We start from the raw sequence: 12348 nt of genomic DNA, 5'->3' as shown, positions 1-12348 counted from the left end.
GCAACTTCTTTCTTATTCATTTTTGTTTAAGTTGCACTGCATTTATACACATTTCCTAGCAAAAGGAAAGTGAAAAATACGCTGTATTTAAGGGGATTTTAGCCCTATTCCCACTAATAATGCACGTCCCGCACCGCCCCTCCATGCAATTCTAAATACAGTCTTACAAATTCATCTGACACTACTCTAGGATTGGCAGCAGGCCCGGCAATATCCGAACCTGCTCCGGGTCCAAGCTCAAGATCACCCTGCTCGTGTAAACTATACCTACAGCCTGCAGACGCCCTTTCTGTGGTGGCGCTTTGCGCTGGTGGTTTGGTACCCTGCCTCTTTAGAATTGGTTTTTTAGCCATTAGACCCTCGGCTGCGGTCAATCAATCTAACTGTTTGTAATGGTCCTAGATTGCTGCGTTTTGCACCAGATACTACTTTAGAATCCGAAGGTTTCGGAGTTAGATGTTCCCAAGTTGCAGGCATAATAATTCTCCATAAAAAAATGATGAATAACCCTTTGGAGGGTTTTTAAATTCGACGGGCGCTTATGGCCTTAAAAATGGGGGAATATTATCGGCTGGCGCCGAAAAATCGCGAAAAGCTAAAAGAATAACCAGGCAAGGAAGCAACAGCCAAAGCGGCCATTAACAGGCTGCTTAGTTCTTGGCTATGTAATAAAATTGCTTGCACGTAGTTAAATACCCTATTTATTAAGCTTTTAATGATCATACAGGAAAAAAACGAATAAGTCAAAAAGAAAAACAAATACAAAATACTTACTGCCCTCCCCTTGAGGGAGGGCACAAAATTTCAACAGAAATTTTGGGGTGGGGATACGGTGGTAGATACTATAAATCATCTTAATCGGATAGAGAAAGTCCCCACCCCAAAGTTGCTACGCAACTTTGACCCTCCCTCAAGGGGAGGGTAATTACAGTTTAGTCGCGAAACCCTTGTGCGACCAAATACATTTCGGCCGATTCTTTGCGGCTGGCTTCCGGTTTGGCGAAGATTGCTTTTTTGAAATGTTTTTGCAATTTTTGGCGTAACTCGCCTTCTGCCCCGCCTTGCCAGAATTTGCACACGAACCAGCCATCCGGTTTTAAAACTTGCACAGCAACGTCTAGTGCAATTTCAGCAAGCGCGATCACGCGCAAATGATCGGTCGATGCGTCGCCGGTCGAATTGGGCGCCATGTCGGATAACACCACATCAACACCATCTTTGAAATAACTGGTAACTTTGGCAATCGATGCGTCATCGCGCATATCGCCAATGACTAATTCCGCCCCATCGATAGGATCGATGGGCAGCAAATCGATGCCGAATAAATTTCCCTTACCGACTTTTGCCAGCGCGACTTGTACCCACCCGCCAGGAGCGGCGCCAAGATCCAGCACATTTTGCCCGCGCCGCAAGATTTTGTATTTTTCATCCAGTTGCAGCAATTTGAATGCCGCACGCGATCGATAGCCCAGTTCCTGTGCCGCCGCGACATAAGGATCGTTGACCTGACGCGAAATCCAGGCGTGGGATGATTTGGTCTGGCCGGTTTTTTTCTTTACCCGCACAGCCTTGCGCCGCTTGCCGACGCTTTTTTTCCAATCTTTATCTTTAGTCATAAGAACCTATAGCAGTCAATTCGTTTAAAATCATAAATGGATAAGAATCTGGAAATACTTCCTCCCCCTTTGGGGGAGGATAAGGAGGGGGGTAAGGTCTATCCGAAATTGCGGTGGCAAATGTTTATCACCGAATCTTACCCTCCCCCTGCCCCCTCCCGAAGGGAGGGGAATTTCTTAAACTAGATCACCGCCAGATAAACCCCATCCATATCTTGATATGCTGTATTTTAGGCCGCCTGTTTTTGCCGCAAGGCGTTTTCAATCGCGGCAAAGGCATCGGCAATTTTTCCGGCATCCGGTCCGCCGCCTTGGGCCATTTCTGGCCGTCCGCCGCCACCCTGTCCGCCCAAAATTGGCGTTGCAAGTTTAATCAAATCCACCGCGCTGACGCGAGCGGTTAAATCCGGCGTTACGGAAATAACAATCGACGCACGGCCTTCGTCCGATGTGGCCACCGCAATCACGCCCGATCCCAATTTCGATTTAATCGTATCGGCAATCGATTTCAAATCGCGGGCTGGAATACCGTCCACTTGCCGCGCGGAAAATTTAATGCCGCCAACATCCTTCACATCCGGCGATGAACCTCCACCGGAACCGCCCGATGCCATTTGTTTTTTTAAATCGGACAATTCGCGTTCCAAACGCTTGCGGTCTTCGGCCAATTGCTGCACCCGGTTTTGCAATTCCGGCACTGGCACCTTTAATGTATCGGCGATTCCTTGCAGGATTTTATTCTCGGCTTGGGTATAGGCAATCGCAGCCCCGCCAGCCAGACCTTCGATCCGGCGAACGCCCGCCGCCACAGCGGATTCCGAGGTCACGCGGAAAAATCCGATATCGCCGGTACGCGATACGTGCGTGCCGCCGCATAATTCCAGCGAATATTCTTTTTTCGCACCTGGATCGACGCCGCCCATGCCGATCACGCGCACCGTATCGGCGTATTTTTCGCCGAACATAGCCATCGCGCCCAGCGCCACGGCATCATCCTTTGGCAACAAGCGGGTGCTGACGGTGGTGTTGCCAGCAATACGTTTATTCACTTCGGTTTCGACATGCAGAATTTCTTCGTCCGTCATCGGTTTGTTATGCGAAATATCGAACCGCAGCCGTTCGTCCGAAACCAAAGATCCTTTTTGCGCGACATGCGTGCCCAGTTTTTGGCGCAAGGCTTCGTGCAGCAAATGCGTCGCCGAATGGTGCGCGCGGATTTGATTTCGCCGCGCTGTGTCGACAATCATATTTACCGCATCCCCGACCTTGACATCGGCGTTGGATTTCACCAAATGCGCGAACACATCGCCCAGTTTTTTCTGCGTGTCGGTTACGGTCAATACCGCGCCCGATTCGGTTTTCATTTCGCCGGTATCGCCGACCTGGCCGCCCGATTCGCCGTAAAATGGCGTTTGGTTGACGGTGATCCAGGCCTCCGCCCCTTTGGCCAATTTATCGACCGACTTGCCGCCTTGGACTATGGACGTAATTTTGCCGCTGGCGGTCAGCGTGTCGTAACCCAAAAATTCTGTCGCGCCGGTTTTTTCCTTGATATCGAACCAAACGCGTTCATCCGCCGCCTCGCCCGATCCGGCCCAGGCCTTGCGCGCATCTTCTTTTTGCTTTTGCATGGCGGAATCGAATCCTGCCGTATCGACCGCGCGGTCTTGGGCGCGCAAAACGTCTTGGGTTAGATCCAGCGGAAATCCAAACGTGTCGTATAAACGGAACGCCACATCGCCCGGCAATTTCGCGGATGCTGGCAATTTCGCCAATTCCTCGTCCAGCAGTTTCAATCCCTTGCCCAGCGTGGTTTTAAAACGCTCTTCCTCGATCTTCAGCGTTTCGGTAATTAAAACTTTTGCCTGCACCAATTCTGGATAAGCCGTGCCCATCAACGTCAACAGCGAAGGCACCAATTTATGCATGTGCGGATCGGTGCAACCCAGCATATGCGCATGCCGCATCGCGCGGCGCATGATCCGGCGCAACACATAACGGCGCCATTCGTTAGACGGCAACACGCCATCGGCGATCAGGAATGACGATGCTCGCAAATGATCGGCGATCACGCGATGGGAAACCAATTGCTTGCCTTCGGCTTTTTTGCCGCTGATATCCGCCGATGCGGTAACCAAATCGCGCAGCAAATCCGTGTCATAGTTATTATGCACGCCTTGCAGAACCGCGCTGACCCGTTCCAAACCCATGCCGGTATCGATAGACGGTTTCGGCAAGGCAATGCGTTTATCGGCGCTGACTTGTTCATATTGCATGAATACCAGATTCCAGATTTCAACAAACCGGTCGCCATCGGCATCGGGCGAACCCGGCGGGCCGCCAGCAATTTTATCGCCGTGATCGTAAAAAATTTCCGAACATGGACCGCACGGGCCGGTATCGCCCATCGACCAGAAATTATCGGATGTAGCGATACGAATAATTTTATCGTCGCTTAGACCGGCGATTTTTTTCCAATATTGAATGGCTTCGTTATCTTCGTGAAACACGGTCACGCACAGGCGTTTTTTGTCAATCCCGTATTCCTTGGTAATAAGATTCCAGGCGAGTTCAATCGCGCGTTCCTTAAAATAATCGCCGAACGAAAAATTGCCCAGCATTTCAAAAAACGTATGGTGACGCGCGGTATACCCGACATTTTCAAGGTCATTATGCTTGCCGCCGGCGCGGACGCATTTTTGCGAGGTGGTCGCGCGTTTTAAATCGGTCTTTTCCGCGCCGGTGAAATAATTTTTAAATTGCACCATGCCGGAATTGGCGAACATCAAGGTCGGATCGTTGCGCGGCACAAGTGGACTGGATGGAACGATGGTGTGGTCGTTCTTGGCAAAAAAATCTAGAAAAGTCTTACGAATGTCGTTACCGGTCGGCATTATATTATCCATAAAAACGTTAATTTATCGGGATAATATTTATAGCCGTTAAATCCTAAAACCGCCAATATAATTCAATTTTGTTGGAATATAGCCGCGAATTAACGTGCCCGGCGTCCACCCATAACCAAGATCCCCAAGCCCAACAATGCCAATACGCCCGGTGCTGGAACAGATGGGCCTTGCGGCACGCCGCCACTTCCACCGCCGCCGCCAGCATGAATTGGTCCGCCTGATTCAAAAGTGAAACGTGGGGCATTTTCAAAAACTGGTACGGTCTGACGGCGTTCTGACCCCCAAGGACTGACAATTTTTGGCAGATCCAGATAATCCGCTATGCCATTGGCTACGATACCTGGAACGCTCATTGCCGCATACGTGGATGAGCTAACATGTACGACGTTTCTCATCGCATCGTAACCAGGATCGCCCTGGCCGACATTGCTGGTTTTAGGAGCCCATACCATCACAGTTTCCGAGCTAATAAAAGCAGCTTTTGCATTCCCAGAAAGACAGGCAACCATAACGGCTGCACCTGCAGCGAAAATACCCTTTTGCATCCCCATCCTCCAAAATATTATTATTTTTTAATGGCTTATAGATATATCATAAAATATATCTTTTTGCAATATATTTTTAGTTGAAAAGGATATGATTGCTGTAAACAGGCCTGTTTTTTAGGCATCAGATTTAAATACAGCGCCCAGGATTACATTGCAATTAATTGAAAAACCGTCTTTTGCATGTTATAGCGTCTGCCATGGCCACAGCATTACAGCAAAAATTCGAAAAACTTTACACCAAACGCAATCGCGGCGGACTGCGCCTGTTACCGCTTTATTTGCAGGACTGGATCAGCCGCATCACGGACAAGGAATTCAAAAAAGCCGCCGGTTCGCGTTATGTATTATTGAATTGCATTCCCGCCAACAGCAATGGCGCCGAAGTCGGCGTATGGAAAGGCGATTTTTCCGAAAAGATTTTACGCTTTCGCGATCCACAACGATTATATCTGATCGATCCGTGGCAGTTCGATGAAGGCATCGTCACGATCGGCGCGCGCCACGGTTTGCCGCCCGGCATCAATATGGAAAAAGTGGATGACGGCGCAGGCATCGAAAATATATACCATTATGTCGCAAAACGTTTTGCCAATCAGAACAATGTGCAAATTATGCGCCACACATCGGTGGACGCAGCGGCAAAAATTCAAGATGCATCATTGGATTGGGCATATATCGACGGCGATCACAGTTATCAAGCCGTCGCCCAGGATTTGCGTGCCTGGCATCCAAAAATCAAATCCGGCGGCGTTTTGTGCGGCGACGATTATTATTGGCGCGATGCCGGCAATGAATTGTCCATCAAGCGCGCCGTGGATGAATTTTTAGGCACGATTTCTTATCGTTACTTTTTCGTCTATCGATCCCAATTTGTAATTGGGCTTTAATTTCAGGTTAAATTAAATCTTTACGCGCTTCGGCTTCGTTAGCCATGCGTTCAATTTCAGCGCGGACCATGCGTTCGACAATGCCTGGCAAGTTTTTATCCAGCCAGTCTTTCAAATGCGGACGCATTAAATCGCGGATTAAATCTTCTAGGGTCATAGACACATTTCCTAACATGAAACCACGGGCATGAATAGCCCCGGCAAGCTCCGCCAGCGTATTTGTGGAAATCTCGCGGATTGGCGGTGACACTAGCCCAACAAAATCACTGTCCATCGCCGTTTCTTTGGGCACAACGGCAGGAACGGCGCCGGGAGATTCCTTCAAAAAGGCTTTGCGGCCTTCCTCGGCCAAGGCTTCGCTTTTTGGCGCGGCGGCCGGCGCAGGCTTAGCGACGGAGACTGGCTGTTCCGCTGGTTTTTCCTGCGGCGTATCTTCGATTACTTCAGTCAACTCCAATTCTTCCGCGCCTTCAACCGGCGGCGTATCGACTACTTCTGCAATTATCTCTTCGGCAGGAGTTTCTGAGGGAGCAGTTTCCATGGCGGGTGTATCGGACATTGGCTCTGGCGGTGATTGCGGATTTTCGGTGGGCGGGATTGGCGCTACTGGAGCATCGGGTGTCGTCACCGCCGCTGGCGCAGCAGTTTCGGCAGCAGCATCCTGCGCAGCTTCTTCTATAGCTGGTTCTTCGTCTTTGTCATCATCGGAAATAATCCGGCGGATTGACGCCAGGATCTCTTCCATAGATGGTTCGCCTTGACCTTTGTCTTGTTGACTCATGCGGCTATGCTTAAAAAATAAAACGCGAGTATTGGACGACAGAACGCGCAGCAACGATATGTTACCGCCAGTAGTAGATCATATACACTATAGTAGAACACAAATTACCAGCCGAAAGGCAAGCATTATCATTATTTTTCAACAAGTTTTGTAATTTCTGTTGCTGTTAAAGAATAATTTATACGAAAAACAGCCTGAATTTTAATATCCAAACCAGCGGGTGCGGGTATTTTTATAATGCTGCATCGGATCGTAAATTTCATCGGTCAGTTTTAGATCCTGGGCGGTTAATCGGCCAACCGCCGCCAACAAAGCGTAAGAAGCGATCACTTCATTACGTTGCGCCAAAACCAAACTGACGCGCGCATCCAATAATTCTTGTTCCGCATCCAATACATCCAGCACAGTGCGCGATCCCACCTCTTGTTCTTGTTTTACGCCTTCAAGCGCAATCTCCGCCGCTTTGATGGACGCTTGATAGGCTTCAATATTCGCGCGCGCCGTTGCTAAATCATCCCAGGCGCTTCCCGCCAATTCCGCAACCGCCCTGTTCGCTTCGGTTAATTGCAGACGGCGCTGATTGGCCACTTCGCCAGCAGCGCGGGTGCGCGCCATAACCGCGCCACCTTGATAAAATGGAAAACTTAGCTGCACCAAAGCGCTGCTTTCATCGGTCTGATCGCCATCGCGAAATTGTTCCCATGACGACGAAACGCTGCCGGTTAAACTAACTTCCGGTAACTCCAAGCCCCTAATCTCGTCCACGGATTCCTTGGCCGATTTTTCACGAAATATCGCCGATTGAATTTGCGGATTGTTCTTTTCCGCTTGCTCAATTGCTTCCTGCCGGCTGGCAGGCAATCCTGTCAAAGCAACGGGATGATTTATTTCCGGCCCTGGCAGATGGCCCACAATCCGTTCATATCTGGCCTGTGAAGTAGCCACTTGCCCTTGCGCGGTTATAACGCCAGCCTTGGCGCGTTCAACCCGGGATTCAGCTTGAGATACATCGGTACGGGACAATTCACCGACCGTAAACCGGTCTTCCGTCGCCTTCAACTGGCGTTCCAATACATTTTGATTGTTTTGATTCAATTCAACAACCGCGCGATCGTGCAACACATCCATATACGCGGCAACTGCGGAAAGCAAAATCTGCTGTTCTGTTTGATGCAATTCCGCACGGGTGGATTGAATATCGAATTCCGCGCGGTTGGTTGCGGCAACGGTGCGCCCCCCACGAAACAATGGTTGCACCACCGTTAAAGCCGCCGCTCGCGGCGTTAAAGTGTCGTCATTCGATGACGTGAGACTGCTGGAATTGCTGTCGCTTTTGCTGATACCGGCATTGGCATCCAAGGATACCGTGGGACGATAACCACTCAGCGCCTCTGCCAAAGTTTCGTCGACGGCGCGTAATTCCACACGCTTTGCCTGCAGGGTTGGATTTTGCTTGTATGCATCCAACATGGCTTCCTGCAACGTTTCAGCATGCGCCGAAACCGGCAAGATTAATCCGATCCCTAACAGGAGATGAAATGCAAATGATTTTTTCATTTTTTTCGTGCAGCGGTACCTGATCCAGTAATTAAAACAAAATTACTATATTTCAAGACAGGCCGCCAAGGGAAAAACTTGGCTTAATATTTTTTCATCCCCGGATCAATTTGCTCGGCCCAGGCATGAATCCCGCCTTGCAGGCTGATTGCCCGGCTATACCCCGCTGCTTGTAAAATACTGAGCGCCTTTAAACTGCGCATTCCGTGGTGACAAAATAGGACAATGTCTTTTTCCTTCGGCAAATCTGCCAATTGTTGCGGCAGCAATCCCAGGGGTATATGCAAGGCGTTGGGCAAGGTACATATATCCAATTCCCATTTCTCGCGCACATCGATCAAACACGGACCAGGCGATTGATTTAACATTGCCTGCAATTGCCGGACATCACACTGCATAGTTGCTAATGCCATTTCAGGTCAGAAAACAAATTTACTGGTTTGTTGGGGACTTTCGATATAAGGCGACGCCGCATCGAACAAGGCGCGGCCGGAAATGACAGCGCCAGATTTGCGATAAATCATGGCCTTGCCAGGTCCAAGCGCGATGGCTTGCGCACCGGATTGTTTCAATATGCACAACAAACGGCCGCCATCCCGCAACTGATCGAACAAAACATTCGGCAGTTCGGATACCGAACCGTTGACTATGATCGCGTCATATGGCGCTTTTGCCGAATGACCGGTTAACATTGGGCCTGTTATAAACGCGCAATTGGCGATGGATAATTCGCGAATATTATTAACGGCGCGATCAATTAAATTTTTATCGCGATCAACGCCAATCACTGTGGCACATAATCCCGCTATGATTGCGGAAGAATATCCGCTGGCACATCCAACATCCAGCACACTGTCCGTGTGTGTCAGTTCCGCCGCCTGAATTAAACGCGCCAGCACCATTGGTTCCAACAGAAAACGACCATTCGGCAATGGCAGATCTTCGTCAATATAACAAACCGCCGCTTGATCCGGCGTTACAAAAATTTCCCGCGGAATATCACGCAAACGTCGAATCAACGCGTGGCTTGTAACTTTGTTGGTACGCACCTGGCCATCGACCATATTTTGCCGCGCCTGAGTAAAATCAAAATTATGAATGGTTTTTTGCATGGATTGGGTCATAGGCTGAAAATTATCCAAATTACGCCTAAGATGCAATCCAATACCCTATTTCGCCTTATAAATCGCATTTTTCTGGTATCTTATAAGACATCCCACAGGGCGCTTGCTTTTAGCCGGGTTTTTACTTATTTTCTTGTTCCTTCTGGCGCGGTGGCAGAGTGGCGATGCAGAGGATTGCAAATCCTTGAATAGCGGTTCGATTCCGCTCCGCGCCTCCATTTATGGGTTCTCGCTCGGAATTTAGCCGCCACACCACCCTAAATTCCTCGCAAGATCTAAGGCTTTTACTGATATCTTGACATTCGTCATGATTTCTGGTTTTTAGCCTACTCCACGGTATTCCTCGATAGCTCAGCGGTAGAGCAATCGACTGTTAATCGATTGGTCGCAGGTTCGAATCCTGCTCGAGGAGCCACCCTACGCCGTCAAAATAAACACAAGTTGTAGGGTGTCCTCCGAAGCTCGGAACGAGCGTAGGGGGACTGGTCCGGCAAAGGCTTCGGGTGGCAAGCCATCCCCAATCCCAAAACCCTCGCGCTTAAAAACCAAGCACAATAAAACCATATATTTTCCAGGCACATACCTGCTTATTCTTTATTAACCTGTTAAGTTTATAATAAAGGATTAGGGGAAGAGTATGATCGGTTCCATTTATCAGTCGATGATTTCGGCATTTCGCAATGCCGGCCAGAAACTTGAACAAGTTGCTTATAATGCAAACCCGGAAACTGCCACCGGCAGTTTAGATCAGTCCATTATCGCCGCCAAATTAGCCGAGCATCAGGCCGAGGCCAGCGCCGCCGTGTATAAAAAAGCCGATGAAATGGAAGATCAATTGCTGGATATTCTGGCGTAATTACACCAAATCGCTAGGCTCGACATAGGCGACTAATTGGCCTTTGCAACCGCGTTTTAAAATCTCTGTCCAATCGGAAATCGAGAAATTCAAACTGGCCAGCGCCGCTGTAGGGAATCCCTGATAAATGCGGTCGATATCGTCGCCCTCGCCTTCCACATCTTTGGATTTTTCCGCGACAAATAATTGCAATCCAGGATTATGTCCAATCAACAAAACATTATTAAAAGTAGATTCCGTGGCGGCAATTGCATCGGCAATTTGCGATGGATCGGCGTGGTATAATTTTTCATCAAAGCGGGTTTCAATACTGCAATCCAAGGAACGCAGCAAATGTTCCATGGTTTGTTTGGTGCGCGATGCCGGCGAGCATAAAATCAAATCCGGTTTGATATTCTGCTGGCGTAAATATAACCCCAGCACGGTTGCCGCGCGAACGCCGCGATCGGTTAGATTTCTTTCTTTATCCGCTTTGCCGCGCCCCTCTTCGGCTTTGGCATGGCGTAAAATGTGCAATGTCTTCATGTCTTGTCTGGATTTTGCCGCATGACGCGGCTACTATGCTGCATTATTGTCCCATATTTATATTCTAGCCTGATGCCGCAAAAAGTCAAAACAGACGACAAAGTTAAAATTCTGGCGCAAAATACCGCGTACGGCGGTTATGCGCGGGTGGAAAAATTCGATCTTCAATTCCGGCTGTATGATGGAGAATGGAGCCGCCCCGTGTCGCGAGAAATTGTTTATCGCGGTGAAGCGGCCGTGGTTATTCCATACGATCCGCAAAAAGACATGGTATTAATGATCGAACAATTCCGCCTGCCTGCTTTATGCAAGAATATGGATCCATGGCTGACGGAGCTGCCAGCCGGCATGGTTGAAGACAGCAGTGAAAGCATAGAATCGGTCGCGGCGCGGGAAATGATGGAAGAAACCGGCCTTGGGATTACCCATCTGCGTCATTTACACAGTTTTCTGCCATCGCCTGGCGTACTGGCCGAAACGTTGCATCTATTTGTTGGAAAAGTGGATTTATCGCCGCTGGACAATGGTCACGGCATGTATCATGGCGCCAGGGAAGAAGACGAAGACATTAAACTGTGTCCTATGCCCCTAAGCGATGTTCCAAATTTATTGAAACAAGACAAAATTAAAAATGCCAGTTCCATGCTTGGGCTATACTGGCTACTGTTACACCGCGATGAATTGCGGAAGGAATGGAAATCATGACCGAAAAAATCCCTGCCATCGTGAATACCCAATGGTTAAACGCCAGTTTGAACCGCCCGGACATTGTGGTACTCGACGCCACTTGGTACACGCCCGATTCCGAAAATGATGCGGAAATGGAATTCCGCGAGGCGCATATTCCTGGCGCCCAGTTTTTCGATATTCCCACTTTTTCCGATCAACAAACCGATTTGCCTAATATGCTGCCGCCCACAGAGCAATTTGAAAAACAAGCAACTGCATTGGGTATTACCAACAGCGATTATATTGTGGTTTATGACAGCCAAGGAATTTTCAGCGCGCCACGCGTTTGGTGGATGTTCCGGTATTTCGGTCATGATCGTATTTCGGTGCTGGATGGCGGCTTGCCAGCCTGGCTTTCGCAGAATCTGCCAACCAAAGGCGGATTGGGCAAACCAAAGAAACAAGGTGGCTTTACCGCCAAGATTCGTCCGGAGTTATTAAAGAGTTACGCGGATATGGAAAAAAATATTTCCACTAAATCCGACCAAGTGATCGATATGCGTTCGCGCGAACGATTTGACGGCGTCACGCCGGAACCATGGCCCAGCCCATTGAAAGGCCATATTCAGGGCAGCAAGAATTGGCATTATAAAAATTTGTTGCAACATAACAGCAAAATAAAAAGTATCGAGGTGTTGAAAAACGATATTACCCAAATGGGCGTAAAATTAGACAAACCAATTGTTACCACCTGCGGTTCCGGGATCAGCGCTTGTGTCGGCGCCCTCGCCCTTTATGAAATGGGCGCGGCTGATGTTGCGGTTTACGATGGATCTTGGGCGGAGTGGAGCAAGAAACACAAACCATAATCGGATG

The 12348-nt window shown here is 49.0% G+C and carries 12 protein-coding genes and 2 tRNA genes; 6 read left to right on the top strand and 8 right to left on the bottom strand.

All coding sequences use genetic code 11. The features are described from left to right. Nucleotides 1-932: 932 nt before the first annotated feature. From EYC62_07070 to EYC62_07060, 3 genes are all read right to left on the bottom strand, one after another. The gene (locus EYC62_07070) at nucleotides 933-1616 is read right to left on the bottom strand and encodes an RlmE family RNA methyltransferase (protein ID TAH33061.1); all 684 of its coding nucleotides are present in this window, start codon (nucleotides 1614-1616) and stop codon (nucleotides 933-935) included. A gap of 230 nt (nucleotides 1617-1846) precedes the next feature. Then, entirely contained in the window at nucleotides 1847-4510 is a 2664-nt protein-coding gene (gene alaS, locus EYC62_07065) for an alanine--tRNA ligase (GenBank protein TAH33060.1), read from the bottom strand. 101 nt (nucleotides 4511-4611) lie between these two features. After that, nucleotides 4612-5070, bottom strand: a complete 459-nt coding sequence (locus tag EYC62_07060) for a PEP-CTERM sorting domain-containing protein (GenBank protein TAH33059.1) — start codon at nucleotides 5068-5070, stop codon at nucleotides 4612-4614. A 200-nt stretch (nucleotides 5071-5270) separates the two neighbouring features. On the opposite strand from EYC62_07060, the gene EYC62_07055 reads away from it, so the two are divergent. After that, nucleotides 5271-5960 (top strand): class I SAM-dependent methyltransferase, encoded by a 690-nt coding sequence (locus EYC62_07055; GenBank protein ID TAH33058.1) that lies wholly within the window; start codon nucleotides 5271-5273, stop codon nucleotides 5958-5960. Between the two features lie 7 nt (nucleotides 5961-5967). Here EYC62_07055 and EYC62_07050 read toward each other — a convergent pair whose 3' ends face one another. The 4 genes from EYC62_07050 to EYC62_07035 form a co-directional block, all read right to left on the bottom strand. Continuing rightward, the gene (locus tag EYC62_07050) at nucleotides 5968-6741 is read right to left on the bottom strand and encodes a DUF2497 domain-containing protein (GenBank protein ID TAH33057.1); all 774 of its coding nucleotides are present in this window, start codon (nucleotides 6739-6741) and stop codon (nucleotides 5968-5970) included. Between the two features lie 201 nt (nucleotides 6742-6942). After that, complete coding sequence (locus EYC62_07045; GenBank protein TAH33056.1) at nucleotides 6943-8298, bottom strand: type I secretion protein TolC; 1356 nt, start codon at nucleotides 8296-8298, stop codon at nucleotides 6943-6945. Between the two features lie 83 nt (nucleotides 8299-8381). Then, nucleotides 8382-8711 (bottom strand): sulfurtransferase, encoded by a 330-nt coding sequence (locus EYC62_07040; protein TAH33055.1) that lies wholly within the window; start codon nucleotides 8709-8711, stop codon nucleotides 8382-8384. 6 nt (nucleotides 8712-8717) lie between these two features. Continuing rightward, nucleotides 8718-9422 carry a protein-L-isoaspartate O-methyltransferase gene (locus EYC62_07035; protein TAH33054.1) on the bottom strand — a complete coding sequence of 235 codons (705 nt, stop codon included), beginning with the start codon at nucleotides 9420-9422 and terminating at the stop codon, nucleotides 8718-8720. A gap of 144 nt (nucleotides 9423-9566) precedes the next feature. On the opposite strand from EYC62_07035, the gene EYC62_07030 reads away from it, so the two are divergent. From EYC62_07030 to EYC62_07020, 3 genes are all read left to right on the top strand, one after another. Beyond that, nucleotides 9567-9640 (top strand) — tRNA-Cys (locus EYC62_07030). A 122-nt stretch (nucleotides 9641-9762) separates the two neighbouring features. Continuing rightward, nucleotides 9763-9837: transfer RNA gene (locus EYC62_07025), tRNA-Asn, on the top strand. Between the two features lie 222 nt (nucleotides 9838-10059). Next, nucleotides 10060-10278, top strand: coding sequence for a hypothetical protein (locus EYC62_07020; protein TAH33053.1), 219 nt, complete (start codon nucleotides 10060-10062; stop codon nucleotides 10276-10278). On the opposite strand, the gene EYC62_07015 is transcribed toward EYC62_07020, so the two are convergent. Then, nucleotides 10279-10803, bottom strand: coding sequence for a histidine phosphatase family protein (locus EYC62_07015; GenBank protein ID TAH33052.1), 525 nt, complete (start codon nucleotides 10801-10803; stop codon nucleotides 10279-10281). 21 nt (nucleotides 10804-10824) lie between these two features. Here EYC62_07015 and EYC62_07010 point away from each other — a divergent pair, with 21 nt between their 5' ends. Together EYC62_07010 and sseA are read left to right on the top strand one after the other, a co-directional pair. Beyond that, the gene (locus tag EYC62_07010; GenBank protein TAH33051.1) at nucleotides 10825-11508 is read left to right on the top strand and encodes an NUDIX domain-containing protein; all 684 of its coding nucleotides are present in this window, start codon (nucleotides 10825-10827) and stop codon (nucleotides 11506-11508) included. Then, nucleotides 11496-12341, top strand: a complete 846-nt coding sequence (sseA, locus tag EYC62_07005; protein TAH33050.1) for a sulfurtransferase — start codon at nucleotides 11496-11498, stop codon at nucleotides 12339-12341. The genes EYC62_07010 and sseA overlap by 13 nt, the downstream gene beginning before the upstream one ends. The last annotated feature ends 7 nt before the right edge of the window (nucleotides 12342-12348 follow it).

Source organism: Alphaproteobacteria bacterium (genome assembly GCA_004295055.1).
Taxonomy (GTDB): domain Bacteria; phylum Pseudomonadota; class Alphaproteobacteria; order SHNJ01; family SHNJ01; genus SHNJ01.
Note: the sequence above shows the minus strand (reverse complement) of the source record. Positions and strands in the feature narration are given on the sequence as shown.

Excerpts from the sequence above, each read along its gene's own strand:
- EYC62_07050 (TAH33057.1), bottom strand. The coding sequence starts at position 6,741 with ATGAGTCAACAAGACAAAGGTCAAGGCGAACCATCTATGGAAGAGATC.
- EYC62_07035 (TAH33054.1), bottom strand. The coding sequence starts at position 9,422 with ATGACCCAATCCATGCAAAAAACCATTCATAATTTTGATTTTACTCAG.
- EYC62_07010 (TAH33051.1), top strand. The coding sequence starts at position 10,825 with ATGACGCGGCTACTATGCTGCATTATTGTCCCATATTTATATTCTAGC.
- EYC62_07045 (TAH33056.1), bottom strand. The coding sequence starts at position 8,298 with ATGAAAAAATCATTTGCATTTCATCTCCTGTTAGGGATCGGATTAATC.
- EYC62_07020 (TAH33053.1), top strand. The coding sequence starts at position 10,060 with ATGATCGGTTCCATTTATCAGTCGATGATTTCGGCATTTCGCAATGCC.
- EYC62_07070 (TAH33061.1), bottom strand. The coding sequence starts at position 1,616 with ATGACTAAAGATAAAGATTGGAAAAAAAGCGTCGGCAAGCGGCGCAAG.
- EYC62_07055 (TAH33058.1), top strand. The coding sequence starts at position 5,271 with ATGGCCACAGCATTACAGCAAAAATTCGAAAAACTTTACACCAAACGC.
- alaS (TAH33060.1), bottom strand. The coding sequence starts at position 4,510 with ATGCCGACCGGTAACGACATTCGTAAGACTTTTCTAGATTTTTTTGCC.
- EYC62_07060 (TAH33059.1), bottom strand. The coding sequence starts at position 5,070 with ATGCAAAAGGGTATTTTCGCTGCAGGTGCAGCCGTTATGGTTGCCTGT.
- sseA (TAH33050.1), top strand. The coding sequence starts at position 11,496 with ATGGAAATCATGACCGAAAAAATCCCTGCCATCGTGAATACCCAATGG.
- EYC62_07040 (TAH33055.1), bottom strand. The coding sequence starts at position 8,711 with ATGGCATTAGCAACTATGCAGTGTGATGTCCGGCAATTGCAGGCAATG.
- EYC62_07015 (TAH33052.1), bottom strand. The coding sequence starts at position 10,803 with ATGAAGACATTGCACATTTTACGCCATGCCAAAGCCGAAGAGGGGCGC.